Source organism: Streptomyces sp. SAS_272 (genome assembly GCF_052543235.1).
The window spans coordinates 38546-65168 of the sequence record NZ_JBMNDR010000037.1 but is presented as its reverse complement, the minus strand read 5'-3'; the positions used below and the strand labels follow the sequence as shown (position 1 = coordinate 65168).

At 70.4% G+C, this 26623-nt stretch carries 22 protein-coding genes and 2 tRNA genes; 5 read left to right on the top strand and 19 right to left on the bottom strand.

What is annotated here, in order from left to right:
* The first annotated feature begins 37 nt into the window (after window positions 1-37).
* Window positions 38-1354, top strand: coding sequence for a ferric reductase-like transmembrane domain-containing protein (locus ACN6LD_RS21615; RefSeq protein ID WP_319196627.1), 1317 nt, complete (start codon window positions 38-40; stop codon window positions 1352-1354).
* On the top strand, window positions 1351-2961 hold the full coding sequence (locus tag ACN6LD_RS21610; RefSeq protein WP_319196625.1) for an NADH-ubiquinone oxidoreductase-F iron-sulfur binding region domain-containing protein: 1611 nt from the start codon (window positions 1351-1353) through the stop codon (window positions 2959-2961). Before ACN6LD_RS21615 ends, ACN6LD_RS21610 begins: the two co-directional genes overlap by 4 nt.
* Window positions 2962-3102: 141 nt before the next feature.
* Here the strand turns inward: ACN6LD_RS21610 and ACN6LD_RS21605 are convergent.
* The 3 genes from ACN6LD_RS21605 to ACN6LD_RS21595 all read right to left on the bottom strand — a co-directional run bounded on the left by ACN6LD_RS21605 (window position 3103) and on the right by ACN6LD_RS21595 (window position 5328).
* A tRNA-Ala gene (locus ACN6LD_RS21605) sits at window positions 3103-3175 on the bottom strand.
* 132 nt (window positions 3176-3307) lie between these two features.
* The gene (locus tag ACN6LD_RS21600; protein ID WP_003976229.1) at window positions 3308-3541 is read right to left on the bottom strand and encodes a hypothetical protein; all 234 of its coding nucleotides are present in this window, start codon (window positions 3539-3541) and stop codon (window positions 3308-3310) included.
* Between the two features lie 245 nt (window positions 3542-3786).
* The gene (locus ACN6LD_RS21595) at window positions 3787-5328 is read right to left on the bottom strand and encodes an MFS transporter (RefSeq protein ID WP_445044031.1); all 1542 of its coding nucleotides are present in this window, start codon (window positions 5326-5328) and stop codon (window positions 3787-3789) included.
* 244 nt (window positions 5329-5572) lie between these two features.
* Between ACN6LD_RS21595 and ACN6LD_RS21590 the strand changes: the two genes are divergently transcribed.
* Window positions 5573-6460 (top strand): helix-turn-helix transcriptional regulator, encoded by an 888-nt coding sequence (locus ACN6LD_RS21590; RefSeq protein WP_445044036.1) that lies wholly within the window; start codon window positions 5573-5575, stop codon window positions 6458-6460.
* A gap of 84 nt (window positions 6461-6544) precedes the next feature.
* Here ACN6LD_RS21590 and ACN6LD_RS21585 read toward each other — a convergent pair.
* The 7 genes from ACN6LD_RS21585 to ACN6LD_RS21555 all read right to left on the bottom strand — a co-directional run bounded on the left by ACN6LD_RS21585 (window position 6545) and on the right by ACN6LD_RS21555 (window position 11034).
* Window positions 6545-6617, bottom strand: a tRNA-Ala gene (locus ACN6LD_RS21585).
* Window positions 6618-6736: 119 nt separating this feature from the next.
* Window positions 6737-7408: a histidine phosphatase family protein gene (locus tag ACN6LD_RS21580; RefSeq protein WP_319193352.1), complete on the bottom strand. Its 672-nt coding sequence runs from the start codon at window positions 7406-7408 to the stop codon at window positions 6737-6739.
* Window positions 7405-7851 carry a ribosome silencing factor gene (gene rsfS, locus ACN6LD_RS21575; RefSeq protein ID WP_319193354.1) on the bottom strand — a complete coding sequence of 149 codons (447 nt, stop codon included), beginning with the start codon at window positions 7849-7851 and terminating at the stop codon, window positions 7405-7407. The genes ACN6LD_RS21580 and rsfS overlap by 4 nt, the downstream gene beginning before the upstream one ends.
* Window positions 7852-7999: 148 nt before the next feature.
* Complete coding sequence (locus ACN6LD_RS21570; RefSeq protein ID WP_445044030.1) at window positions 8000-9823, bottom strand: LCP family protein; 1824 nt, start codon at window positions 9821-9823, stop codon at window positions 8000-8002.
* A 16-nt stretch (window positions 9824-9839) separates the two neighbouring features.
* Window positions 9840-10466, bottom strand: coding sequence for a nicotinate-nucleotide adenylyltransferase (gene nadD, locus ACN6LD_RS21565; RefSeq protein WP_319193356.1), 627 nt, complete (start codon window positions 10464-10466; stop codon window positions 9840-9842).
* A gap of 96 nt (window positions 10467-10562) precedes the next feature.
* Window positions 10563-10727: a hypothetical protein gene (locus tag ACN6LD_RS21560; protein ID WP_199863660.1), complete on the bottom strand. Its 165-nt coding sequence runs from the start codon at window positions 10725-10727 to the stop codon at window positions 10563-10565.
* Between the two features lie 145 nt (window positions 10728-10872).
* Window positions 10873-11034, bottom strand: coding sequence for a hypothetical protein (locus ACN6LD_RS21555; protein ID WP_266717635.1), 162 nt, complete (start codon window positions 11032-11034; stop codon window positions 10873-10875).
* A gap of 137 nt (window positions 11035-11171) precedes the next feature.
* On the opposite strand from ACN6LD_RS21555, the gene ACN6LD_RS21550 reads away from it, so the two are divergent.
* Window positions 11172-12356 (top strand): M48 family metallopeptidase, encoded by a 1185-nt coding sequence (locus tag ACN6LD_RS21550; protein WP_319193382.1) that lies wholly within the window; start codon window positions 11172-11174, stop codon window positions 12354-12356.
* A 25-nt stretch (window positions 12357-12381) separates the two neighbouring features.
* Here ACN6LD_RS21550 and ACN6LD_RS21545 read toward each other — a convergent pair whose 3' ends face one another.
* From ACN6LD_RS21545 to proB, 5 genes are all read right to left on the bottom strand, one after another.
* Complete coding sequence (locus tag ACN6LD_RS21545) at window positions 12382-13452, bottom strand: SCO2583 family membrane protein (RefSeq protein ID WP_445044029.1); 1071 nt, start codon at window positions 13450-13452, stop codon at window positions 12382-12384.
* A 123-nt stretch (window positions 13453-13575) separates the two neighbouring features.
* Entirely contained in the window at window positions 13576-14151 is a 576-nt protein-coding gene (locus ACN6LD_RS21540) for an SCO2584 family spore wall biosynthesis protein (RefSeq protein ID WP_319193360.1), read from the bottom strand.
* Window positions 14152-14282: 131 nt separating this feature from the next.
* Window positions 14283-15569: a glutamate-5-semialdehyde dehydrogenase gene (locus ACN6LD_RS21535; RefSeq protein ID WP_319193362.1), complete on the bottom strand. Its 1287-nt coding sequence runs from the start codon at window positions 15567-15569 to the stop codon at window positions 14283-14285.
* A gap of 98 nt (window positions 15570-15667) precedes the next feature.
* The gene (locus ACN6LD_RS21530) at window positions 15668-16177 is read right to left on the bottom strand and encodes a hypothetical protein (RefSeq protein ID WP_319193364.1); all 510 of its coding nucleotides are present in this window, start codon (window positions 16175-16177) and stop codon (window positions 15668-15670) included.
* 153 nt (window positions 16178-16330) lie between these two features.
* Window positions 16331-17437: a glutamate 5-kinase gene (proB, locus tag ACN6LD_RS21525; protein WP_319193384.1), complete on the bottom strand. Its 1107-nt coding sequence runs from the start codon at window positions 17435-17437 to the stop codon at window positions 16331-16333.
* 256 nt (window positions 17438-17693) lie between these two features.
* Between proB and ACN6LD_RS21520 the strand changes: the two genes are divergently transcribed.
* Window positions 17694-19094 (top strand): polysaccharide pyruvyl transferase family protein, encoded by a 1401-nt coding sequence (locus tag ACN6LD_RS21520; RefSeq protein ID WP_445044028.1) that lies wholly within the window; start codon window positions 17694-17696, stop codon window positions 19092-19094.
* Window positions 19095-19129: 35 nt separating this feature from the next.
* On the opposite strand, the gene ACN6LD_RS21515 is transcribed toward ACN6LD_RS21520, so the two are convergent.
* From ACN6LD_RS21515 to obgE, 4 genes are all read right to left on the bottom strand, one after another.
* Complete coding sequence (locus ACN6LD_RS21515; RefSeq protein ID WP_319193368.1) at window positions 19130-20362, bottom strand: glycosyltransferase family 2 protein; 1233 nt, start codon at window positions 20360-20362, stop codon at window positions 19130-19132.
* Window positions 20363-20559: 197 nt separating this feature from the next.
* Window positions 20560-22647 (bottom strand): hypothetical protein, encoded by a 2088-nt coding sequence (locus tag ACN6LD_RS21510; RefSeq protein ID WP_445044027.1) that lies wholly within the window; start codon window positions 22645-22647, stop codon window positions 20560-20562.
* A gap of 158 nt (window positions 22648-22805) precedes the next feature.
* Window positions 22806-24305, bottom strand: a complete 1500-nt coding sequence (locus ACN6LD_RS21505) for a bifunctional cytidylyltransferase/SDR family oxidoreductase (protein ID WP_319193372.1) — start codon at window positions 24303-24305, stop codon at window positions 22806-22808.
* An 822-nt stretch (window positions 24306-25127) separates the two neighbouring features.
* Window positions 25128-26564, bottom strand: coding sequence for a GTPase ObgE (gene obgE / locus ACN6LD_RS21500; protein ID WP_319193375.1), 1437 nt, complete (start codon window positions 26562-26564; stop codon window positions 25128-25130).
* Between the last annotated feature and the right edge of the window lie 59 nt (window positions 26565-26623).

Sequence of the window (26623 nt, the reverse complement as noted above, 5' to 3'; positions counted from 1 at the left end):
CGGGACCGCTTTCCCGAAACTGCTCGGAGTTGCCCCCATGAACCCTCGTTCCAGTAACAGCACGCTCCCCAAGCCCGGCCGGTCGGCCTACGGGTTGGCGACGGCTGTCGTCCTGGTCCTCATACCTGTGGTCGTGCTGGTCGGCGGCGACCAGTTGCAGGCATTCCTCAACTTCGGTGCGGGTGTCCTGTCGCTGGTGTGCCTCACCTGCTCGGTCATCTGGGGCCTCGTCGCCCAGGACCGGCTCATCCTCAACACACGTCAGCGGATCCTCGCGCAGGGCGTCCACCGCGTGACCGCCGTCGGCTCCATCGCGTTCCTCGTGGTGCACATCACCGTCAAGCTGGCCCTGGAGCACACCGTCCTGATCGCCGCGCTGATCCCCTTCAGTCTGGGCGTCAAGGGCAGCGCCGGGCTCATCGGCCTCGGCTCCCTCGCCGCGCTGCTCATGATCTTCGTGGGCATCACCGGTGCACTGCGCAACCAGTTCGCCGCGCCGGCCGAGGTCGCCGCCCGCTGGCGCGCGATGCACATGCTGGCCTACCCGGCGCTGTGCGCGGCCCTCATCCACGGCCTGTTCGCAGGACGCGCGGCGAAGCCGTTCTTCATGGTCTCGTACGAGCTCTGCCTGGCCGGCGTCATGGCCGCTCTCGCGCTGCGTGCCGCTCCGCGCCCGTTCAAGCGCAGGGTCGCCGACCGGATCACCGCGTTCCTGGGGGCGCCTGACCGCTCCGCCATGGACGGACTCGAAGCGTCACGCGCGCGCGTGTCGGAGACCGGCTCGTCGGCGCTGCCCGGGTACGAGGGCCGCTCCGGCCGCTCGCCGCTGACGGACACGATGAGCTCCACCCGGATGACCCCGCCGTCGGCGTCGCCGCTGTACGACACGCCCGCCACCCCGGAGCCGGCGAACGGCTTCGCGGCCGCCTACCGCGCCGTCAACACCCCGCCGCGCGGCCAACAGCCGCCCTACATCGCCGATCAGACGGCGCGCATGGGCATGCCGTTCGATCTGCAGCAGGCCACCGAGGCGATCCCGCGGGTCGACAACGGCGGCAGCACCTCGGGCAGCTGGCCGATCCCGTCCCCGCCGCCGGTCGGCGAAGCACCCCAGTCCGTGTACGACCCGCTTCAGGACACGGGATTCACCATCCCGGTCTATGGCAATCCGGGCACTCCTGGATCCGGCGGACGTGACGTGTACGACACAGGTGAGACGAACCCCGGGTACGCCACGTACAACCAGAACGACACGTACAACAGCGGTCCCGCCAACGAACCATCGCCCGGTGCGTCGTACGACGCACCGGGTTCGGGCGAACCTTGGAACACGCCTTCCGGAGGCTATAGGTGAACGAGGCCCTGCCCGACGTCCCAGAAGTCCGCGTGGTCGGCCTTCCGCAACTCACGTCGGGTTTCGACCTTGTCGAGAGACTTGACCTGCCCATGCACCTGAAGGTGCACGGGCCGCTGGAACCCCTGGGCGGAGAGGCTCTCGCGAAGCTCTCCGAGAACATCAACCTGAAGGGTCGCGGCGGCGCGGGCTTCCCCTTCCACAAGAAGTTGCGCTCGGTCGCCGAGGCCGCGATCAAACGGGGCGTACGACCGGTCGTCGTCGTCAACGGCAGCGAGGACGAACCGGCCTGCCGCAAGGACACGGTGCTCATCAACCGTGCCCCGCACCTCATCCTGGACGGCGCGCTGCTCGTCGCGGAGGCGCTGGGTGCCCGCACGCTCGTGGTGGGGGTCACCCGCGAATCCACTCAGCGCTCGATGGAGGCCGCGCTCTCCGAACGCGGGCTCAGCAACGGCCGTCGATCGGCTCTGAAGGCGTTCGTCCAGCGAAACCCGATCCGCATGGTCACGGGTGCCGCAGCGTCGCTGATCCGTTCCATCGACGGCGGCCCGCCGATCCCGCCCGGCCGCAAGGTCAGCGCCTCGCAGAACGGCGTCGGCGGCGCGCCGACCCTCCTCTCCAACGCCGAGACGTTCGCCCAGCTGGCCATCGCCGCCCGCATCGGCCCGGAGCGGTACGGCAACACCGGCCTGTACGACGAGCCGGGCACGGTCATGCTGACGGTCTCCGGCGCGGTCGCCCGTCCGATGGTGATCGAGGTCCCCACCGGCGTGCCGCTGCGTTACGTCCTCCAGCTCGCGGGCGCCCCGCCGGTGCCCCAGGGCGTGCTGACCGGCGGCTACCACGGCAAGTGGATCGACGCGGCGACGGTCAACGAGGCGGTCGTCTCCCGCAACTCGCTCGACGCGGTGGGCGGGGCGCTCGGCGCGGGCGCGATCCTGCCGATCAGCCAGGAGACCTGCCCGCTGGGCGAGTCCCTGCGCGTGGCCCAATGGCTGGCCGACGAGAGCGCGGGTCAGTGCGGCCCCTGCTACCTCGGCCTGCCGGCCGCGGCGCGCGGCCTGGAGGACATCATCAACGGCGGCGGTCCGGCCGCACTGGAGGCGCTCAAGCAGGTCGCCAAGAACGTCAAGCGGCGCGGCGCGTGCTCGCACCCGGACGGCTCCGCGATGTTCCTGGAGTCGACCATCAAGGCGTTCACCGACGACCTCGCCGCCCACGTCCTCGGCAACGGCTGCGGACGGCCCGTGGAGGGCGTTCTGCCGCTCTTCGAGGCGGGCACGGCACCCGCGAGCATCACGAGCGGCAACGCGCCGGAGGAGAGCGGCTCCAGCCGCCAGAAGATCTTCGTCGACTGGACGCTCTGCCGCGGCCACGGCCTGTGCGCGGACATCCTCCCCGAGGTCTTCCAGCTCGGCGCCGACGGCTTCCCCACGGTGGCGCAGGCGAAGGTACCGCAGTACGCCGAGGCAAAAGCTCTACGCGCGGTGCGTCGCTGTCCGGCGCTGGCCCTGCGCATCGAGGAGGACACGCGCGCGCAGGCGCCCGCCCGCAACCTCCCGGTCCTCTCCCAGGGTCGCGGCCGCCGCGCCCTCGGCCGCTGAGGATCACGTCGACGACCGACGGACAGGGGCCGCCCGAGAAAAGGCGGCCCCTGTCCGTCGGCCCTGACGGCACAACCGAGAACGGGGCGCCCGAACGCAAAAGATCCCGCCGAGTCGCATTCGACCCGGCGGGATCTGTTGTGGAGCTAAGGAGAATTGAACTCCTGACCTCCTGCATGCCATGCAGGCGCTCTACCAACTGAGCTATAGCCCCTCGTGGCCAAGCGGCAGAGCCGCGATCTTGACCGTGCCGCCCGGTTTCCCCGGCGGCGACGCCAACTTTACCGGTCCGGCGGCGGACCGCCAAATCCTTTCCGCCCCGTCCGATTTAGACCCTTACGCGACGTCAAGCGGTGACGAACGAATAGAACCGCTTGAGCGTGCAGTGCTCCTCGAGGAGCCGGCCGTAGATCGGCTCCCCCTCGAGTTCGCGGTACGTCTCGATCGGGTCGCCCTTTATGATCAGCGCCCGCGCGCATTCCTCGCACCAGTACTGATAGTCGGGGTTGACCGGTTCCATGTCACGGACGATCGGGGTGCCGCTGCCGCACCAGTCGCACTTCCGCCTGTGTGCACCCATCGATCAGCTCCAGCTGTGGCCGCAGGCCGTGCACACGTAGGAAACCCCTCCGTTGTCGCCGAGAACCTGAGCCACATGGGCCGAACCGCAGGAGGGGCAACCGAGACGGGTGGCCTTGTCCCGCACCACCGCTGCTCCGGAGAGACGACCGACCTCTCCGCGGATGCTCGCAGGCATCGCTACTCCCTCCCGTCGGGCCGCGCCCCCTCCGGTCGTTTGATTCTGCCACGGCCGGACCAATACGGTCAGCGACGCCTCAGTACCAGTCCGGACACGGCACCCAGGGCAGCTGTCGTAGCGAGCGCGAACATGCATGTGAGAAGCGCTTCCGCAGAGGTATACGCCTGCGGAGCACCAAGTGACTCAAGGCGGTTGAAGAACAGTGTGCCGAAGGCGGCGACACCGATCAGCTGCCCGAGCTGGGTGACCGTGGCCAGCAGCCCGCCGGCGTCCGCCGCGTCCTCGGGCAGCACGGCGGCCAGCGCACCGGTCAGCGCCGGGCTGAAGGCGAGCGCGAGCCCGACGCCCACTCCGGCATAGGCCGCGTAGAGCCACGCGCCCCCGTCGTCACCGCCCCGGAAGACCAGGCCCACCACGACCACGGACAGCGCGAGCAGCGCGAACCCGGAAGGAATCAGGGCCCGTTGCCAGGAGGCCGGCCATCTGCGCCAGGTCAGCCCGACCGCGCCGAAGACGACCGCCGTCGGCGCGAAGGTGAGACCCGCGCGCAGCGCGCTGAACCCGAGGCCGCCCTGAACGTGCAAGGTCAGCACGAACAGAAAGCCCCCGTTGACCGCCATGACGGCCATCACCCGCAGGACGGCGAGCGCCATCCCGGGGTGACGCAGTACCCGGGGCGCGATCAGCGGGTCGCCGCCACGCCGGGCGAGCCGGGACTCGGCGCCGCAGAACAGCAGGAACACCAGGGCTCCGGCCGCCAATGACGACCAGGACCACAAAGGCCAGTCCTCCTCCCGCCCGAGCACGAGCGGGACCGTGACCAGCGACACGGCAGCGCCCAGAAGCACGAGACCGGGCCAGTCCATCCTGCGCGCCCTGCTCCGCGCCGCTGCGCCCGCCTCCCGCGCCCGCACCGCCCCAGCGTCCGCGACCGCCGCCGAGTGCCCCGGCAGTCCGCCGCCCCGCGGCAGGACGCGCCTTCCCACCACCAGCAGGACGAGGCCCACCGGCACGTTCACGAGGAACACCGGCCGCCAGCCGGTGCCCAGCAGATCGGCGTCCACCAGCACTCCTCCCGCCACCTGTCCGGCGGCCGCCCCGACCGCGAGGACCGCGGAGTAGACGCCGAGAGCCCGGACCCGCGCCTCCCCGCTGAACGTGCGCTGGATCAGGCTCAGTACCTGCGGAATCATCACCGCCGACCCCGCGCCCTGCACCAGCCGGAACACGATCAGCTCGGTGCTGCCCTGCGCCAGACCGCAGGCCAGCGAGGCGGCCGTGAAGAGGGCGAGCCCGACCAGATGGACGCGGCCGGGTCCGAACCGGTCGCCGAGCCGCGCACCGGTGATCAGCAGCACGGAGTACGTGATGGCGTAACCGGCGACGACCAGTTGGAGATCGGCGCCGGAGGCGTGGAGGTCGGAACCGATCGTGGGGGCCGCGACGTTCACGATGAAGACGTCGAGCAGTGCCATGAACTGGGCTGCGAGCACCACCGCCAGCAGCCGCCGGGGCTGACTGTCAGTGGCGGGGTCTTTACTGGCAGCAGGACGTGAAGCGGTGGGGACAGCCGGGGGAACCGGGCTCGTCCGGGGTTTCGTCGTCATGCCGTCGAGCGTGACGAGGATCCGGTACGGGTGCCGAGAGCCCGCCGATGCTGGTACTGACAGCACCTGGCAGGGGACGGGCGGGAGGTCGACCATGGGGGGCGTGATGATGGGGGGCGTGACGATGGGGACGCGGACAGGCACACAGACACGCGCACGGGCGGAACAGCGGGCGGAGCGCGGGGCACGGGCCGCGTCGGGACCCGGGCCGGGAAGCGGACCGGAGGCGGGACCCCGGACGGTTCTGCGGCCGGGGGCGGAGCCGGGGCGCCCGAAGCCCGGGGGGACGGCACGGCGCCGGCCCGAGCTGTCCGCCTTCCTGCGCAGCAGGCGGGCCAGGGTGACACCGGGCGACGTCGGAATGCCGCCCGGACTGCGGCGCCGCACGCCGGGGCTGCGGCGCGAGGAGGTGGCCCAGCTCTCGGGCGTCGGCGTCACCTGGTACACCTGGCTGGAGCAGGGGCGGCCGATCAACGCCTCCGCACAGGTCCTCGACGCCGTCGCGCGCACGCTGCGGCTGGACCCGCCGGAGCGGGAGCACCTCTATCACCTTGCGGAGGTGCCGTTCACGGCGGCCCCGGAGGCCCTGGTGCAGAGCGTGGGCCCCGAGATCCAGGGCATCATCGACGCGCTGGCGCCCCGGCCGGCCGTGGTCTACAACTCGCGCTACGACATCCTGGCCTCCAACAGCGTCTACCGTGACCTGTTCATCACCTCGGTCGATGCCTGCGCGCCGGGCCCCGACAACGCCCTGTGGCGGCTGTTCACCGTGCGGGAGGAGGACTGCCCGCTGCTGTTCCGCGACAAGGAACTGCGGGTGATGGTGGCGACTCTGCGGGCGGCCTACGGACTGCATGCCGGCGAGCCGGCTTGGGAGGACTTCATACGCAGGCTGTCCGAGGCGAGTCCGCTGTTCTCACAGTTGTGGAAGACCGGTGACGTGGCGGAGCCCGGCCGTCGCGTGAAGGTGTTCCGGCATGCGGCCGTGGGCGAGCTGCGGATGACCTCCACCTCGCTGACGATCGACGGGATGCCTGAGTGCAGGATCGTCGTCTACACACCCGACGACGAGGAGACGGAACGGCGCACGGCTCTGTTGCGGAGCGGGACGACAAAAAATCCCGCCCCCTGAGGGGCGGGACTTCCTGAAACGATATCGACCGGCCTCTTTCGATCTTTGACAACTCAACAGAGTGTCGACCGACCGGCCAATCCGTGGAGCTAAGGAGAATTGAACTCCTGACCTCCTGCATGCCATGCAGGCGCTCTACCAACTGAGCTATAGCCCCTCGCGCCACGCGGTGGAACCGCATGGTGTTTCGCCCCGCTCGGCGGTGCGAACAAGAAGAACTCTAGCCTGCGACCTGCCGGAAAGTGAAATCCGAGGCTCGCCGGCCCGACCGGTCGCTCAGTCGTCGTCGCCGAGCACCGGCTCGGGCAGGGTGCCGGCGTTGTGCTCGAGCAGACGCCAGCCCCTGGCGCCCTCGCCGAGCACTGACCAGCAGCAGTTGGAGAGCCCGCCGAGGCTCTCCCAGCTGTGCGCCTCCAGACCGAGAAGACGGCCGATGGTCGTGCGGATGGTGCCGCCGTGGCTGACGACGACGAGCGTCCCGTCCTCGGGCAGCTTCTCGGCGTGCCGTACGACGACGGGGGCGGCGCGGTCGGCCACCTCGGTCTCCAGCTCGCCGCCGCCGCGGCGCACCGGCTCGCCGCGCTTCCACGCGGTGTACTCCGCGCCGTGCCGGGCGATGATCTCCTCGTGCGTCAGCCCCTGCCACGCGCCCGCGTAGGTCTCGCGCAGGGACTCGTCGTGGGTGACCTCGAGGCCGGTGAGCGCGGCGAGCTCGGCGGCCGTGTCGGCGGCCCGCGACAGGTCCGAGGCGACGATGGCGTCGGGCCTGAGGGAGGCGAGCAGCCGGGCGGCGCGGCGGGCCTGAGCCACGCCGGTCTCGGTCAGCTCGACGTCCGTGGTGCCCTGGAAGCGGCGCTCCACGTTCCAGGCGGTCTGGCCGTGCCGCCAGAGGATGACCCGGCGGCCACGGCGTGGCTGACGGGTCGTCGTCTGCTCCGGGGCTGTCACCGCAGCTCCTCGAATCCGGCGGTCTCGTCCTCCTCGGCCTGCAGTTTGGCGTGCTCCTGGGCCTTGCCGCGGGTCGCGAGGGCGTCGGCGGGCAGCGCCAGCTCGGGGCAGTCCTTCCACAGGCGCTCGAGGGCGTAGAAGACGCGCTCCTCGCTGTGCTGGACGTGGACGACGATGTCGACGTAGTCGAGCAGGATCCAGCGGGCGTCGCGGTCGCCCTCACGGCGCACCGGCTTGACGCCGAGCTCCTTCTGGAGGCGCTCCTCGATCTCGTCGACGATCGACTTGACCTGGCGGTCGTTGGGTGCGGAGGCCAGCAGGAAGGCGTCCGTGATCGACAGCACGTCGCTGACGTCGTAGGCGATGATGTCGTGCGCGAGCTTGTCGGCTGCCGCCTGGGCAGCGATGTTGATGAGATCGATGGAGCGGTCGGTGGCGGTCACTACGTGGCTTTCCGTCGGCGGACACTTGACCTCAAGGGTCTCACGGACCGCCGACGGCACCCCACGTGATTACGGCACCCCGCGTGACGAGGGGATCACCCGCGGGGGCCGCCTGCTGTCGCGCCTCCCGCGCGTCCTGCCCGCCGGGTCATCCGGTGGAGGAGCGTTTGTAGTCCTTGCCCAGGACGACCGCCACGTCGGCGTTACCCGAGACGGCGCCCTTCTTCACGGCGTCGGTGTCCAGCCCCAGGGTCTTGGCGACCTCGACGGCGTTCTGCTTGTTCGCGGCGTCCCCGTACAGAACCTGGGACTCGGCCTTCGTGCCGGACGGGGCGCCGCCCTCCACGAAGGTGAAACCGCCGTTGAGGAGCACCACGCGCGCGTCCTCGGTGTCGGCCTTGGCACCACTGGCGTTCTGGACGAAGACACTGACCGCCGCGTCCTTGTCGGGACTCTTCGCGGTCCCGCCGAGGACGTCCTTGACGACGCTCGCACTGGCCTCGGCGCTGAGCGTGCCGTCGGCCTGGACCGGCAGCAGGGCGGTCTTGTAGTCGCCGCCCTTGGCGAGGTCGGCGAGCTTGGCCAGGAAGGCCCCGAGATCCTTGTCGGTCAGTGAAGGGTCGAGAATCTGCGCGAGGGTCTGCACGGTGACGGTGGCGCCCTGGGCGTCGGAGGACACCTTGCGCAGCACGCCCTGCATGACCTGGCCGAACCGCTCCAGCTGGGCGTTCTGGGCCTCGCCCTCGGCGCGGTGGGTGGCATAGGCGACCGCCATCTTGCCGCTGAGGGTCTGGTTCTCGCCCTTGGCGACGAGGGGCGTCTCGCCCTTCTTGGCGTTGGGGCCGGGCACGGCCGTGTCGGTGTCGACCTCGATGCCGCCGACGAGGTCGACGAGGTTCTGCAGGTACGGGGTGTCGAGGCGCCAGGTGCCCTGGATCCGGGTGCCGAGCACGGTGTCCAGCGCGCCGCGCGTGCCGTCGGAGCCGTCGTCGTCGACGGATTTGGCCAGGGTCGTCGTGGTGCCGTCGTCCTGCGTGAGGACGAGGGAGTTGGGCAGCAGGACGGTGGTGGCCTGCTTGGTGGTGGTGTTGTCGACGAGCAGGGCCGTGGAGGTGCCGCCCCCCGCGGTGTCGTGCAGGTGGACCACGACCACGTCACGCTTCTGGGCGGCGGCCGCGGTCCTGGTGCCCGCGCCGGAGTCCGAGGACGACGACAGACCGGGCAGCTTCCCGGCATACCAGAGGTAACCCACGCCGCCGACGGCGACCAGAGCCAGGACCACGACCAGGGCGACGAGCCGGCTGCGGGCGCGCCGCTTGGCCTCCTCACGGCGCTCGGTGCGGTTCTCGGTGAAGTTCAGCCAGTCGATGACGTCCTCGGAGTCGCCGTCGGGCTCCTCCACGAACGCGAACTGCTCGGTGTGGTACTCCCCTTGGCCCTGCCCGGCGGCTCCGGCGGCGCCCCGGCCGCGCTGGGCGTCCGTCGCCTCGCCATCGGTGCCGTTGCCGGTGCCGGGGCCGGACCCGTGCCCCGTGTCGCTGTCCGCGCCGGCTCCGGCCCGCGGCTCGGCCGGTCCGGCCTGCTGCGGGATGTAGGCGGTCTGCTCGGCGGTCCGTGCCTGTTCGGCCCGGGGCTGCTGCCCGGCGGCGGTCTGCCCGTAGGGGTCGTAGGGGGCCTGCGTCGCGGTGCCGTACGGGTCGTAGGCGGGGGCGGACGGCTGCGGGCCGGTGTCGTACGGGTCGTAGGCGGGCGTCTGCTGCCCGCCCGTGCCGTACGGGTCGTAGCCGTACCCCTGCTGCCCGTGGCCCTGGTTCTGGCCCTGCTGCCCCTGGTACTGCTGCCCGTACGGGTCGTAGGGCTGCTGGGGGGCCTGCTGGGGCGGGACCTGCCGGTAGACGGGCTGGCCGTACTCGTCATAGCCGACGAGTTCGTACTGGTCGCCCCCGTACCCCGCGTCGTGTCGGTCGTTCACCGGTACCCCTCTCGGCTCACTCGCCGCGGTACAGCTCGCGCTTGTCGATGTAGCGCACGACGCCGTCCGGCACCAGGTACCAGACGGGGTCGCCCTTGGCGACTCTCGCACGGCAGTCGGTGGAGGAGATGGCGAGCGCGGGCACCTCGACGAGCGAGACGCCGCCTTCGGGCAGACCGGGATCCATGAGGTTGTGCCCCGGCCGGGTGACACCGATGAAATGCGAGAGAGAGAACAGTTCGGCGCTGTCCCGCCAGGTCAGGATCTGCCCCAGGGCGTCGGCGCCGGTGATGAAGAAGAGGTCGCTCTCGGGGTTGAGAGCCCGCAGGTCGCGCAGTGTGTCCACGGTGTAGGTGGGGCCGCCGCGGTCGATGTCGATGCGGCTGACCGAGAACTGCGGGTTCTCGGCGGTCGCGATGACCGTCATCAGGTAGCGGTCCTCCGCGGGGGAGACGCTGCGGTGGCTCTTCTGCCAGGGCTGACCGGTGGGGACGAACACGACCTCGTCCAGGTGGAACTGCGCGGCGACCTCACTGGCCGCCACGAGGTGCCCGTGGTGGATCGGATCGAACGTTCCACCCATGACGCCGAGGCGGCGCCTGCCGTTGTTCGACGGGCCGGTGGCCATGTCCTGCTCTCCCATGCGTGCAGACCCTACCGGCCCGGTCGCGGGGCCCCGGCCGGCGAATGCCCGGAGCGCCCCGCTATGCCGGACTGCCCGTCGTCGAACACCGAAGGCTCAGCGGTCGCGGTTGAAGCGGGTGGTGATCCACAGGAGGAGCAGCAGGATGATGAAGGCGCCGCCACCCGTGACCAGCGGGTCGAGGCTCTGGTGGTTGCCGCCGTGCTCCTCGCCCTCGGCGGCGAGGGTGACCAACTGGGCAGCGGCGCTGTGAAGGCTCATCTTCGGCAGGACCTATCCGATGGAGGTCCCCCCGCTCGAGCGAGGTCGAGAGTGGGGGAGGGCGGGATAAAGACGTCGGCCCATCGTAAACGGGCGGCTCGGCGGCGATCACGCCGACTCCGCCATTGGGAACCTTCCCGTCGGCTCAGTCGTCTTTCCGCTTGTAGCCCCGCAACAGGAACCACGCGGTGAGCGCACAGCCCAGGATCATCACGATCAGTACGACGCGGAGCAGATTCCCCGGCCCCTGCTGCTGGGCGGCGCCGACGGCCTCGGAGAGCCAGGCGGCTGCGGGATGGTGCTCCATGGACGGGACTCCTTCGGTGTAGTGCCCGTCCACGGTAACTCCGCCTGGGCCGGCCTCTGCTCGGGGGGCGCAAAGGACCTCACAAGGGTCCGTAAAGGGTCAGATAAAGGGCCACACAGACGCACATGGGGGAAGACATGTCCGACGACGGCCACGAGCACAAGGGCGCCGGCCACGAGCGCGTGCCGAGCAGGCAGCGCAGGCGCTTCCCGGGAATCTCCTCGCGTGCGTACGAGCACCCCGCCGACCGTTCCGCCCTGGTGGCGCTGCGCAAGCTGAGCGGTTTCGACACGGTGTTCAAGGCGCTCAGCGGGCTGCTGCCGGAGCGCAGCCTCAGGCTGCTGTTCCTGTCCGACTCCGTGCGGGTCTCCGACCAGCAGTTCTCGCACCTCAACGACATGCTGCGGGACGCCTGCTACATCCTGGACCTGGAGAAGGTCCCGCCGATGTACGTCAACCAGGACCCGCAGCCCAACGCCATGTGCATCGGTCTGGACGAGCCGGTCATCGTGGTCACCACCGGCCTCGTCGAGCTGCTCGACGAGGAGGAGATGCGGGCGGTGGTCGGGCACGAGGTGGGCCACGCGCTGTCCGGGCACGCCGTGTACCGCACGATCCTGCTGTTCCTGACGAACCTGGCCGTCCGGGTCGCCTGGATCCCGCTGGGCAACCTCGCGATCATGGCGATCGTGACGGCGCTGCGCGAGTGGTTCCGCAAGTCGGAGCTGTCCGCCGACCGCGCGGGTCTCCTCGTCGGCCAGGACGTGAAGGCCTCGATGCGGGGACTGATGAAGATCGCCGGAGGAAACCACCTGCACGAGATGAACGTGGACGCGTTCCTGCAGCAGGCCGAGGAGTACGAGTCGGGCGGCGACCTGCGCGACTCCGTGCTGAAGATCCTCAATGTGCTCCCCCGCACCCATCCCTTCACCACGGTGCGTGCGGCCGAGCTGAAGAAGTGGGCGGAGTCCCGCGACCACCAGCGGATCATGGACGGCCACTACCCGCGGCGCGGCGAGGACAAGGACGCCTCGGTCACCGACTCCTTCCGGGAGTCCGCCGCCCACTACGCGACGAGCGTCAAGAGTTCCAAGGACCCGCTGATGAAGCTGGTCAGCGACATAGCCGGCGGTGCCGGCGGCCTGGGCGGCCGCGTCCGGCGCGGTTTCGACGGCTTCACCGGCCCGACTCCGTCGCAGGACCGGCCGCGCAACGGATCGGACGGAGCCGACGGAGAGGGACGGGCGGACGAAGAGGGACGGGCGGACGGAGAGGGCGGGGCGCAGGGCCCGCAGGACACGCCTCCGCACGGCGGGAAGTGAACGGCTCCGCTCCCCCGCCCCGGCCTCACACCCTGGGCTGCGCGCTCGTCGCCAGGGCCCCGCACAGGGCCGTCGCCCCGCCGGTCGCGTAGGGGTCCGTACCGGCCGGGCCGCCCGTCTTCGCGGCCTGGCCGGCCAGCAGCGGCCGCAGATGGTTCGTGGAGTCCTCGGCGCAGGAGAGCGGCCCCGCCTGGACGTAGGACACGATCAGCTGGAGCTGGTGGGTGCGCAGGTCCTCGCGGTCGAAGCGGAACTGCAGCTCGCGGCGGACGGTGAACAGGGAGGCCGGGGCGTCGGCGGCGGCGCCGGCGGGTCGCAGCGCGTACACGAGGGTGTGGTCCGCGGTGACCTCGAGGGTCGAGGAGTCGGTCTCGGCGGCCTGCAAGGTGCCCTGGACCCGGACCTTGCGGTCGGCCAGCTGGGCCAGGGCGGGATCGAAGCGGACCAGCCAGCCGGTCGGCGCGTGCCGGCCGTCGGCGGCGGGATGGCTGAAGCTCTCGTCGAACTGGTCGAGCTGGTCGGCGTCGATCAGCGCCCGCACGGGCCGCACCTGCTGCCCGGTGAGCACCTCCGGATAGAGGGAGGAGTGCACGATGTACTCCTTGGCCGTGGTCAGCGCCGCCACGACCTGGCTGTCGGAGAAGTGCGCGGTGCGCCGCGAGGCGGGCAGCGGGACGCCTTCCGCGCCGATGCGGAACTGCGCGGCGGGGCTGTGCGCGAAGAGCGCTTCGGAAGCGGCCGCCCCGGGCACGGCGCCCTGCGGGGAGAGCGGGATGACGGTCATCCGCAGCGGTTCGGCGGTGCGGCGGGCCGCCTGGGTCTGGTAGGGGCTGCGCAATCCCATGTAGACGGCGGTGCCGAAGGCGATGGCCATCAGCAGTACCAGGGCCAGGGCCTGCCGGGACAGGCCGCCTCGTCGCCGCGCGGGGCGGCGGCGGACGGCGGGGGCGTGGTCGGCCAGGCGTTCGTGGGCGGAGTACTCCTGGATGCGGGCAGCGCGGATGAACGATTCGTCGAAGACGACGGATCGGTACTCGTCCTCACCTCCGGGAGTGCCCTCGGGTGTCCCCTCCGGTGGGTCTCCAGGGCCGGCCATACTTTCAGAGTAGGTCGCGCGGACCTCGGGTAAACGCCCCGCTGCACGACAAGTTCTGACAGAGGCTCACCGGTTTCGCGCCCACGCGCACACGGCTCGTACGACGTTGCGCCGTACAGGCGTTCAGGGAGTGCGCGGAACCGCCGAGACGGGTGGCCGGGACTGGTCGGCGGAGGCGGAGGGCGGGGGCACGCTCCCCTGTTCGAGTCCGGTCGTGGCGGGCGACGGCACCTGGTCGCGGCTGCCCGAGGAGGTGCCCCGGTAGACCGCGGCGAAAGCCAGCGCGACCATGCCGACGCCCATGACCAGGGCGAGCATCCAGGCGACGGGGCGATGCCAGCGGCTCTGTCGGCCGTACGGCCCGTGGGCGCCGTAGCCACGCTCCCAGCCTTCGGCGAGGTCGGCGTCGTCCGGGTCGTCGAGGTCCGGATCATGGCCGAAATCGTCCGCGCCGTAGACATCCTCGTAGCGGTCGCCTCTGGCGCGGGCTCTGCGGGCCTCGGCCTCCGAGGCCTCGGCTCTCGCCTCCGCGGCGGCAAGGAGGCGTTCGACGGCGGTCGGCTCGTGCACCACGGCCGCCCGTACGAAGGCCTCGTCGAAGACCACGGAGGCGAACTCTTCGTCCGACACCCCGCGGTCGTGGTCGTCGTCGGGCTCCCAGCCGTCAGGGAACGGCGTACCCCCCACGTCCTCCGGCACATGTCCAGAGTAGACCTGGGGGGTCAATTTGGGCAGGCGGAAGGGAAATTCATGGGCCGGATGAGACGCCTTTCACGGCGGCCGGCGCGCGGCGGCGCACTCGGCCGTTCGGGCGTCCCCCGGCGCCCGGGTCAGCGCCGGACGTGTCCGTCGCCCGTGACGATGTACTTCGTGCTGGTCAGCTCCGGCAGGCCCATAGGACCGCGGGCGTGCAGCTTCTGGGTGGAGATGCCGATCTCGGCGCCGAAGCCGAACTGGCCCCCGTCGGTGAAGCGGGTGGAGGCGTTGACGGCCACCGTGGTGGAGTCGACCAGCTGGGTGAAACGGCGGGCCGCCTGCTGCGAGGTGGTGACGATGGCCTCGGTGTGGCCGGAGGTCCACAGCCGGATGTGCTCGACGGCCCGGTCCAGCGAGTCGACCACGGCGGCGGCGATGTCGTAGGAGAGGTACTCGGTCTCCCAGTCCTCCGGGGTCGCCTCGACGACGGTCGCCTTGGAGTCCTCGGCGTACGCCAGCACGCGCTCGTCGGCGTGCACGGTCACGCCCGCCTCCGCGAGGGCGTCGAGGGCACGGGGCAGGAATTCCGGGGCGATGTCCTGGTGGACGAGGAGGGTCTCGGCGGCGTTGCAGACGCTGACCCGGTGGGCCTTGGAGTTGATCAGGATGTCGATCGCCATGTCGAGGTCGGCGTGGGCGTCGACGTAGACATGGCAGTTGCCGGTGCCGGTCTCGATGACCGGGACGGTGGACTCCGTGACCACGGTCTGGATGAGCGAGGCGCCGCCGCGCGGGATGAGGACGTCGACCAGTCCGCGGGCGCGCATCAGCTCGCGGACGCTGTCGCGGCCCTCACCGGGCACGAGCTGCACGGCGTCGGCGGGCAGCCCGGCCCCGCCCACCGCGTCGCGGATCACCCGGACGAGGGCGCTGTTCGACTCGTAGGCGGAGGAGGAGCCGCGCAGCAGGACCGCGTTGCCCGACTTCAGGCAGAGCGCGGCGGCGTCCACGGTGACGTTCGGGCGGGCTTCGTAGATGATGCCGACGACGCCGAGCGGGACCCGCACCTGGCGCAGGTCGATGCCGTTGGGCAGGGTCGACCCGCGGACGACCTCGCCGACCGGGTCGGGCAGCGCGACGACGTCCCGCACATCGGAGGCGATGGCACGGACCCGCTCCGGGGTGAGGGTCAGCCGGTCGACGATCGCTTCGCTGGTGCCGGCCTCGCGGGCCTTGGCGATGTCCGCGGCGTTGGCCTCGACGATCTCGCTCGTACGGACCTCCAGTGCGTCCGCGATGGCGAGCAGCGCGTCGTCCTTGGCGGCCCGGGGCAGCGGCGCGAGGTCGGCGGCGGCCGCCTTGGCGCGGTAGGCGGCCCGGGTGACCGGGGACATGGAGTCGTACGGCGAGAGCGTGGTCATAAGGGAAGGGTAGTGCGCCGCACCGGCCCGCTCACCGCTCGTTCCACACCCCGAGATTCCCCGGGGAGACCTCCTCGGGCGCGGCGGCGAGGGGGGCGTCAGTAGGGGTGGACCCCCACCGGCGTCGCCGGGGCCGGTCCGTAGCCCTCCGCGATGCGTTGGTGGTACGTCTGGCGGTCGATGACCTCGAGGCCGACGATCTCCCAGGGGGGCAGGCCGGCCGTCTGGCGGTGCTCGCCCCACAGGCGCAGGGCGACGGCCGCCGCGTCATGCAGGTCGCGGGCCTCCTCCCAGTACCGGATCTCGGCGTGATCGCCCGCGTATCTGCTGGTCAGGAGGAACGGATGATCGTGGGCGAGCTGTTCCAGAGCCCGCCGGACCTCCTGCACCGGGGCCTCCTCGCCGGAGACGCTGAGGGTGACGTGCCACAGCCGGGCGACCTCCACGGGCTGCCCGCCCTTCGACTCGGCGACCTCCTGCGCCCGGTAGCGCTCACCGGCGGCCACGCTGGTCAGGGCGCGCTCCTCGCCGGGCGGGCGCTGCGCCGCCGAACCGGCCCCGCCGGTACTCCCACGAGCCGCTGCCACCCCAGGGCGCACTCGTCTCACGACGGCCTCCTTTACGCAGCGCTCGTGCGGATGTCCCGCGTTTCACCGCGGTCGCCCGCGGCCGTGTCCCTGAGACAAAGTTGAGCAGGCCGCACGCCTTCGCGGGGCGGTTTCACGGAACGTCCCCCACCGGTACGGATCGTTCGAGCGGGTTTACGGATGGAGAATCACCAGGTCGTCACGGTGGACGACCTCACGCTCGTACTCCGCTCCCAGTTCGCGCGCCAGGTCCCGGGTCGACCGCCCGATCAGCTGGGGGATCTCCTTGGCGTCGAAGTTGACGAGACCGCGGGCCACCGCACGCCCTCGGGTGTCCCGCAGCTCGACGGGGTCACCCGCGCTGAACTCGCCCTCGACGGACGCGATCCCGGCCGGCAGCAACGACGTGCGTCGCTCGACGACCGCGCGCACCGCGCCGTCGTCCAGGGTCAGGGAGCCCTGCGGGGTGGAGGCGTGCTGAAGCCACAGCAGCCGGTCGGCGGAGCGCTTGCCGGTCGGACGGAAGAAGGTGCCGGTGTCCCCGCCGGTCAGGGCGTCCGCCGCGTGGACGGCGCTGGTGAGCACCACGGGGATGCCGGCGGCGGCCGCGATGCGGGCGGCCTCGACCTTGGTGACCATGCCGCCGGTGCCGACGCCCGCCTTGCCGGCGCTGCCGATCTCGACGTGCGCGAGGTCCTCGGGTCCGCGCACCTCGGCGATCCGCGAGGTGCCCGGTGTGCTGGGGTCGCCGTCGTAGACACCGTCGACGTCCGACAGCAGGACCAGCAGGTCGGCGTGGACGAGGTGGGCGACGAGGGCGGCCAGCCGGTCGTTGTCGCCGAAGCGGATCTCGTCGGTGGCGACGGTGTCGTTCTCGTTGACGATCGGGAAGGCGCCCATCGCGAGCAGCTTGTCGAGAGTGCGGGAGGCGTTGCGGTGGTGGGCGCGACGGCTCATGTCGTCGCTGGTCAGCAGCACTTGCCCGACACGGACGCCGTACCGGGCGAACGAGGCGGTGTAGCGGGCGACGAGCAGCCCCTGGCCGACGCTGGCGGCGGCCTGCTGCCGGGCGAGGTCCTTGGGGCGGCGGCGCAAGCCCAGTGGGGCGAGCCCGGCGGCGATGGCCCCGGACGAGACGAGGACGACTTCCCTCTCTCCCCCGCTGCGGCTCTTGGCGAGGACGTCGACGAGCGCGTCGACCCGGTCGGCGTCGAGGCCGCCCGAGGCGGTGGTCAGCGACGAGGAGCCGACCTTGACGACGATCCTGCGGGCCTCGCCCACGGCCTGCCTTGCCCCTGCCACCTTGCTCTTCGCCCCTTGTGTAGGTCCACGGCTGCCCTGCCCGGCAATCTACGCGAACGGGGCCCGGGGCCGCTTCGGAGTTTCATTTCGCGGACAGCTCGGCGACGCGCGACGCGCACACACCGTCACCGTTTGCTCACCATTTGCATACGGCAAAAAGGTTGTGTCGGTTCCTCGAGGAATTTGAAGAGAACACAAATTTATTTTCAAGTTTGGGTCACCTACAGTTCGCGGTGTGAAGCGCATACTCCTCAGGTCGGGGAAGAGCCCCTTCGACGTCGTCCCCGTCGAGGAAGCCCTCCACCGCGACGTCATGGCCACCAACTCCGGCAACCTGATCTTCAGTGACGCAGCGCACAAGATCCTCATGGCGCCGGACACCGAGGTCGTCTCGAACGGCATGCGGTCCGACGCGAACGCCGCGGCGCGGATCAACGAGGAGTACGACGCCTTCGTCGTCCCGCTGGCGAACGCCTTCCGGCCGACCTTCGAGCAGCCGCTGCAGCGGCTGACCCGGCTCATAGGGAAGCTGAAGATCCCGGTCGTGGTGCTGGGCGTCGGCGCGCAGACCGGGGTGACCTACGAGGCTGCGCGGCTGAAGCCCATAGAGGCCTCGGTGCGTGCCTTCTGTGCGGCGGTGCTGGACCGCAGCGCCACGATCGGCGTGCGGGGCGAGTTCACCGAGCGGTACCTCAACGACATGGGCTTCCGGGACGTCGAGGTCATCGGCTGCCCGTCGATGTTCCTGCACGGCGACCGGCTGCCGGTGGAGAAGAGGACGCCGGCGCTCACCGCCGAGTCGCGGATCGCCGTCAACGGCTCGCACGCCGCGGTGCGCGGGGGCGGTCTGCACCGGATCATCACCCGGACGAACGAGCGCTATCCGAACCTGCTCTACATAGGCCAGAACCTCACCGACGCCAGACAGCTGTACTGGCGGGACACCGACTCCGTGGGCGGCAGGGTCACCGAGATGCCCACCCACCCGGACCACCCGATGTACCGGGAGGGCAAGGCGCGGGTCTACATCGACCCGGTCACCTGGCTGGACGACCTGCGGGCGTTCGACTACTCGTTCGGCTCACGCATCCACGGCAACATCGCCGCGCTGCTGGCCGGCACGCCCGCGACCGTGCTCGCCTTCGACTCGCGGACGCTGGAGCTGTGCCGCTACTTCGAGATACCGCACCGGCTGCTCAGCGAGACGCCCGCGGACCTCGACCCCGCCGACCTCTACGAGGAGGCCGACTTCACCGGGCTCACCGGGAACCACAAGGAGCGGTTCGACCGGTTCACCGCGTTCCTGGACAGGAACGGGCTGCAGAACACCTTCACCCACGGCGACGGCGGCCTGGCCTTCGACAAGAAGCTGCGCTCGCTGTCCTTCCCGGCGGGCGTGCGTCCCTGGAACGACGCCGACCTCGCCTCGCTGACCACCCGGTTCGGCTGGCTCCAGCAGCGGATCAGCGAACTGGACTCCACCAACGCCCAGTTGCGGCGAGACCTGGCCAAGAGCCGGTCCGGTGCGCGGGGCGCGGCCAGGGCCGCCGCCGTCATCCCGGCCCCCTCGATCTACCGCCGGGCCAGGCGCGTCGTGGGCGGTCCCCTGCGTCGAGCCCTCAAGCCCGGCAAGTAACCCGGTCCCCGCTTCCTGGCGGACGAGGCTCCGGCTCAGGCCGCCGCGGTGCCGCCGCCGGGCCTCATCGGGGGCCGGCGGAGCCTGCTCAGCCGCCTGCGGACCTTGCGGGCGAAGCCGCGCAGGAACGTCTCGGCGGCATCCTTGCGCCAGCCCGGGTAGCCCGCGGCCTCGCGGGGCTCTGCGAGGTAGATCCGGTCCGGCAGACCGGTCTCGCGCGAGCCGTAGTGCGGATAGGCCAGGTAGAGCTGCGTGTGGCGCTTCTTCAGGACGGGCGTCGGCTCGCTCTTGGCCTTGATGAACTCGAGGACGTCGACGAGCAGGTCGGAGCGCTGCCGGGCCACCAGTTCCAGGCGCAGCCGCTCGTGGACCTTGAGCCGCTGGGCGACGCCCTCGTTCCAGTAGGCGTCCATCAGCGGCTGGGCCAGTTCCATCTTGGTGCGCCGGATCTCCTCGTCGTTCCTGAGGAAGACGGGCCCGAACTGCGGCAGGACGGTGACGAGGAACGGGCGGACCATGAGCACGTCCCGCTTGGGGCCCGGCGGGAGCAGCCGCGCCAGCAGGCCCATCAGGGCACGCGCGGAGTCGAAGCGCAGGGTGTAACTCCCGCTCTTGGTCACATGCTTGCCGTCGCTGCGGCCCACCAGGTAGTAGCAGGTGTAGTCGGCGACCACGGAGACGCCGTCGGCCCGCAGATAGGCCTCCATGGTGAACAGCGCGTCCTCGCCCGTCCACAGGGACTCGTCGAAGCGTATGTCGTGGCGCTGCAGGAACTCCCGGCGGAAGAGCTTCTGCGCGCTGAGGGTGAACTTGATGTTGGAGGAGAAGACGTCCGTACGCTCGAGCGTCTTGGCCCACATCGACTTCGGGGGGTTTCTGTTGATGCCCTCGACGCGCCCGAGGACCACGTCCGTGCCGTTGCGGTCGGCCATGGCGACCATGCGCTCCAGGGCCTCCGCGCCGAGCCGGTCGTCCGCGTCGAGGAAGAAGACGTAACGCCCGGTCGCCTTGGCGAGGCCGACGTTGCGCGGGCCGCTGGGGCCACCGGAGTTCTCCTGCCGGATCACGGTGACGGCCATGGGAGCGCGGGCGGCGAACTCCTCCAGGCACTCCCCCGTGCCGTCGCGCGAGCCGTCGTCTATGGCTATGACCTCGATGTGACCGGGTGCCAGGGTCTGCGCCTCGACCGAGGCAAGACACTCGACCAGGTACGGCATCGCCTCGTACGCCCCGATCACCACCGTGACGTCAGGCTGCGCAACGGTCACTTTTCCCTCTCACCACCACAACGTTCCGACAAGACTGCTTTGGATACTCGGTAGACGACGAATGACCGGGGCGGGTTGCTCGGACTTCGACACGTGTTCCACATCACAGGATGCACGACGAGCCGGACCCCCGGAGAGATCACTCTCCGGGGGTCCGGCTCGTCGTGCTTCGCGGCGACGCCGCGGGCTGGGCGCCCTCAGGCGGTCGCGACTCCCTTGGGCAGCGCCGCTCCGTCGTCAGGCGCGGCGCCCACCGAGGCCTCCGCCGCCGCCGCCCCGAGGGCCTGCTGACTGACGTTGCGCGCCTCGGCCTTCAGGGCCAGACGGGTGACGGCCGCGTCGAACTGCTGCAGCGAGGTCGGCTCGTCCGGCCCCAGCAGGTACTCCTTGAGCTCCTTGCGGTCCTTGGCCAGCGGATCGGCGGCCGGGTCGCGCACCGCGTCCAGCAGCTGGTCCAGCTCGGCCGCGCCGTTGCCGAGGATGACGGCCGCGCGCACCGCGGTGTTCTGCCGCCGGAACTCCTCGGCCCCGAGCTCCGCGGAGTCCGTGACCGCGTACGGCTTGCCGCTGGCGATGAAGTCGGAGACCACGCTGGAGATGTCGGAGACCATCGCCGCGGAGGCGTTGAAGCAGTCGTACAGCCGGGGCGCCGCGCCCGTGATCACCCGGTGCTCGTAGGACGGGAAGGAACGCCAGTAGGCGTCGTCCCAGTCGGCGCGCAGCCGCGCGGCCTCTTCGTGCTTACGGACGTCGACGATGCCGTCGCGGCTCGTCACGGCCTCGTCGGCCCGCGCGTCGAAGGCGAGCGCGAGACCGTCCAGCCGGGCCTTGAGGCGGGTCAGCTCGGCCTTGGCGGCGGCCTGCGCAGCCGGGTCCGCGGTGAACCGCGGGTCGGCGGCGCGCTCGGCCACGGCCTTCTTGATCAGGGCCGTGATCCTCCGGTGCGCGGCAGCCGCCTTGGCGCTGCGGGTGCCGGTGAAGGGGTGCGGCTTGTACAGGACGCGGACCGGGGGCTCGGCCGCGATCAGCTTCTTCACGATGTTCTCGCCGGCCAGCAGCAGCGAGGTGTTGCCCGGGTTGTCGTCCCAGCCCTCCCAGGTGGGCGCGTACAGCACGGTGGGGACGTCGCCCTCGGGGGCGACCGACCGGATGGGGGCCAATTGCGGGCGGCCGACCTCGACGATGTCCTCGTCGCGGATGCCGACGTCGGCGATGGCGTAACGGTCGCGGCCCGCGCGGCCGGCGGTCCACACCTCGTCGTAGACCTTGCTGAACGGGTTGACGCTGGCGGCCTTGTCGCTGTCGCCGTGGCCGATGAAGACGTGCTTCATGGTCGGCACGCGCAGCAGGTGGATGTTCTTGCCGACGTTCGCGCAGTACAACGCGACCCGCACCATGGACAGGTCCATGTTCATCAGGTGCACCCCCCCGGGCACGCAGACGACAGGGACCGACGTGGGCGCCATCTTCTCCAGGATGACGCGTTCACGCAGGATGACCAGGGGCCGGGACTCCATCTGCTCCATGGTCTCCAGCCACATGTTGACCTGGTAGGCGGAGTCGTCGGAGCCGGAGAAGTACAGCACCGTCTCGGGCCGGTACTCGCGCAGCCAGGCGCTGAGCGTGCCCAGGACCTTGTCGGCCTTCGGCGGGAGCCGCCTGGCCCGCAGGTGCGGCACCAGCACGAGGACGTACAGCGTGCCCAGGCCCAGGGTCACGCCGATGCCGACGAAGCCCGCGCGCTGCGAGTCGGTGACCGCGCTGACGAGCAGGGCCACGACCGCGGCGAGGTCGAGGTGGAGCATCTTCACGGTGGCGTTGCCGAGCAGCAGGCGCGGCGGGGCGTCCGGGATGCGCAGCCGGGAGGCCAGGTCGACGTTCCTGGTCGCGACCGGCATCTGACGGCGCTTGTCGATCAGGGCGATCAGCACACTGTGCGGGGCCTGGAGCCCGAAGAACACCGTGAAGCACGCGATCGCCGCGTAGAAGACCTGGTCCTCGGAGAGGCCGAGCCTCGCCAGGAGCAGGATCAGCAGCAGCTCGCGGACCAGGAAGCGGGTGGCCATACCGGCCCGCACCTTGACCAGGAGGCTGATGAGGCGACTGCCCTTGCGGTGGAGATAGAGGTCCGCCAGGTACGTCACGGCGGCCGCGGCGGCGAAGGCGGGGGCGCTCGGGACGAGCGCGGACGCCATGAGGCCGGGATAGCCCAGCATCATGAGGACCGCCGCGGCCAGCTCGGCCACGCTGCCCACCCGGGCGACGCGAATAGCAGTGGATATCACGGAGAAACCTGCTCTGGGAGGGGGCCGGTCAGAAGTGCCAAAAAGTCCGGAAAATCCTTTGTGAAGATTTCGGAAGCTTTACGGATACAGGCCTCTGTGAATTCTCCGTAAACAGGGATCCACAGAGGCCTGAAAAATCAATGACTAATTGCGCTCGATTATGCCACGCCGTTCTGCCGATCGAGCACCTCGGCCAGCGCCTGTTCGAAGTCGGAAGCCTTGCCCGCGGCCGCCGTCGGGTCCTGCTGACGGACGTCGACGACATGGCCGGTGAGCTCGGAAAGCAGCACGTCGAGGGAGGTGCGGGCGACCGCCTCGGAGGAGAGCAGGGAACCTGTCGGCTCCTGTCCGAAGGCCTTGGTGCGCATGGGCGTGGCGGTTCGTTCCGGGTTCACGCAGTTCACCCGAATGCCGTCACCGGCCCACTCGTCGGACAGTGCCTGGGTGAGGTTCACCATGGCGGCCTTGGTCGAGGAGTAGAGGCTGTACTCGGCCCGCCCGCGGGTGTAGCTGCTGGAGGTGTAGAGCAGCAACTGACCCTTCGTCTCGGCGAGGTATTTGTAAGCCGATCGAGCGATCTGCACGGGTGCCAGGTAGTTGACCTTCAGCGCTTCCTCGATGGTCGCATTGTCGGTCTCGGCGAGCTTTCCGATGCGCAGCACACCGGCCGTGTTGACGACGTAGTCGATGCGCCCGGTCTCGCTGTAGGCCTTGGACAGGGCGTCGTCGACCTCCTCCGGGTTCTCCACATGGGTGCCGGTGGTGGAGCGGCCCAGCGCGTAGACCTTGGCGCCGTACGACTCGGCGAGTTCGGCGATGTCCTTGCCGATGCCGTACGAACCGCCGAAGACGACCAGGGTCCTGCCGGTGAGCAGCTCGCGGTAGACCTCTTCGCCGTTCTGCTCCGGGGTGGCCGAGGAGGCCAACTGGAAGAGCTTGTCGGCGATGAAGACGTCGACGGGCTGGGTCACCTTCATGTTGTACTCGTCGCCCGCGACGACGTGGATCGGCACGTCCGGCAGGTAGCGCAGCACGACGGTGCAGTCGTCCGTGGCCTGGAAGTTGGGGTCGCCCGCCGCCACTTCGTAGGCACGGCGGATGGTCGACAGCTTGAACGCCTGCGGGGTCTGTCCGCGACGCAGCCGGGAGCGGTCCGGGATCTCGGTGATGAACTCGCCGTCCTCGCCGTGCGTGCGCGTGACGATGATGGTGTCCGCGGACGGGATCGCGACGTCGACGGCCTGGTAGCGCTCCAGCGCGGCGACGCAGTCGTCGATGACGCGCTGCGAGAGCAGGGGACGGACGGCGTCGTGGAAGAGGACGTTGACGTCCTCGTCGTCGGCCAGCCCCTCGCCCAGGGCGGCGATGGCGCGTTCGGTCGTCTCGTTGCGCGTGGAGCCGCCCTCGATGATCGCCCGGACCTTCTTGAACCCGGCCTTGGAGACGATCTTCTCGACGTCGGGCACATAGCCCGGCGCCATCAGCACGATGATCTCGTCGATCGAGTCCGCCTTCTCGAAGGTGGCCAGCGTGTGCTCGATGACTGCCTTGCCGGCGATCTTCAGCAGCTGCTTGGGAATCGACAGACCCACGCGCTGGCCGGTGCCACCGGCCAGGATCACTGCGGTGGTACGGGGCTTGGCTATGTGCTGAGACACAGAGGACCTACCTTGGGGCGACAGGGACGGGAAAATGGTCCCACTTGCGGTTACCTCGATGCAAGGTGAGCGCCGTTCGCTGCAAATGTGCACGCAACCTGGCATTCACCTTCCGTCACTGACGATTGGCGATACGGCGACGCTCCTTCCCGGGATGCTCCCAGGAAATCCTGTGAGTAACTCCACAACGAGTGAGCATTGCCCTGAGTGACGAGAGCGGCGCTGACGGCAGTGTGACTCTAACGGTTCGCGGCGGGTGTCCGCGCCGCCGTGATCGCGGTCCGGCGGCGCGGACACCCGGGGCGGGCCCGGGCCGACGGACAGCACGACGACCGGGACACCGGTCAACCGCACACCCGTGCCCGTGATCCACCCGGCGGGTCCTCCCCCTCCCGTCAGACGACTCCACCGCCCTTCCGGGCGAGCCGACATCTTCACGTTCTGTGAGGCGGGACTGCACGGCTTCTTCATATGCCGAGCGTGCCGTTGCGCAAACGCCTGGAATAGAGATCGTCGGGAGAACATTTCCCGGAATTCACCGGCGCGGCTGCGCGGCATTTCGTCCCGCGAGAGCAGGAGCGCCGGCGAGGGTGCGAGCGGGAGAACCATTCACCGTGCCGGGAACGGTAAGAGAGTTTTCTGAGGGGACGCTGAGAGCGGCCCGGGTCCTGCATGAGGCCCGGACGGGCCGCCGCGGTGACGGCATACGAGGGCCCCGGAGGCGGTTCTCCCCCTCCGGGGCCCTCGTGGGTCGGACTCGAAGCCCTGGAACGGCTCGGGAAGCCCCGTGAAGGGCTCGACGCTCCAGAACGGGCCGAAGCCCTAGAACGGCTCGAAGCCCTCGAACTCCTGGGTCGCCTCGTCGCGTTCGGCCTGCTTGTCGCGGCGGCGCTGGGTCGCGGGACGCGGCTCCTCGAAGCGGTGGTCCTCACCCCGGCGGCCGAGCATCTCGGCGCCGGCCGTGACGGACGGCTCCCAGTCGAAGACGACCGCGTTGTCCTCGGGGCCGATGGCGACGCCGTCGCCGCCGCGGGCGCCCGCCTTCATCAACGCGGCCTCCACACCGAGGCGGTTGAGCCGGTCGGCGAGATAGCCGACGGCCTCGTCGTTGTTGAAGTCGGTCTGCCGCACCCAGCGTTCGGGCTTCTCGCCGCGGACGCGGAACAGGCCGTCCTCCTCCAGCGAGACGGTGAAGCCGGCGTCGTCCACGGCCTTGGGCCGGATGACGATGCGCGTGGCCTCCTCCTTGGGCTTGGCGGCACGCGCCGCGCCCACCATCTCGGCGAGGGCGAACGACAGTTCCTTCAGTCCCATGTGGGCGACCGCGGACACCTCGAAGACGCGGTAGCCGCGCGCCTCGAGATCCGGGCGGACCATCTCGGCGAGGTCCTTGCCGTCCGGCACGTCGATCTTGTTCAGCACCACGAGGCGCGGCCGGTTGCCGAGCCCGCCGTACTGCTTGAGCTCCTCCTCGATGATGTCGAGGTCGGATACCGGGTCGCGCTCGGACTCCAGGGTCGCCGTGTCCAGCACGTGCACGAGCACGCTGCAGCGCTCGACGTGGCGCAGGAACTCCAGGCCGAGACCCTTGCCCTGGCTGGCGCCCGGGATGAGGCCCGGCACGTCGGCGATGGTGTAGACGGTGGACCCGGCGGTCACCACGCCGAGGTTCGGGACGAGCGTGGTGAACGGGTAGTCCGCGATCTTCGGCTTGGCTGCGGACAGCACGGAGATCAGCGACGACTTGCCGGCGCTCGGGTAGCCGACGAGGGCCACGTCCGCGACCGTCTTCAGCTCCAGGACGATGTCCTGGAGGTCGCCGGGCTCGCCGAGCAGCGCGAAGCCGGGCGCCTTGCGGCGCGCCGAGGCCAGTGCCGCGTTGCCGAGGCCGCCGCGACCGCCCTGGGCGGCGATGTACGAGGTGCCGTGGCCGACCAGGTCCGCCAGCACGTTGCCGGCCTTGTCCTGGATCACGGTGCCGTCCGGGACCGGCAGGATCAGGTCCTGGCCGTCCTTGCCGGAGCGGTTGCCGCCCTCGCCGGGCTTGCCGTTGGTGGCGGCGCGGTGAGGCTTGTGGTGGTAGTCGAGGAGCGTGGTGACCGACTGGTCGACGACCAGGATCACATCGCCGCCGCGGCCGCCGTTGCCCCCGTCGGGGCCGCCGAGCGGCTTGAACTTCTCACGGTGGACGGAGGCACAGCCGTGGCCCCCGTTACCCGCGGCGACATGCAGTTCGACGCGGTCCACGAAGGTGGTCATGGTGGGTGCCTCCAGCACTGGCTACAAAACGAAACGTACGTATCTGTCTACTGCGTAAC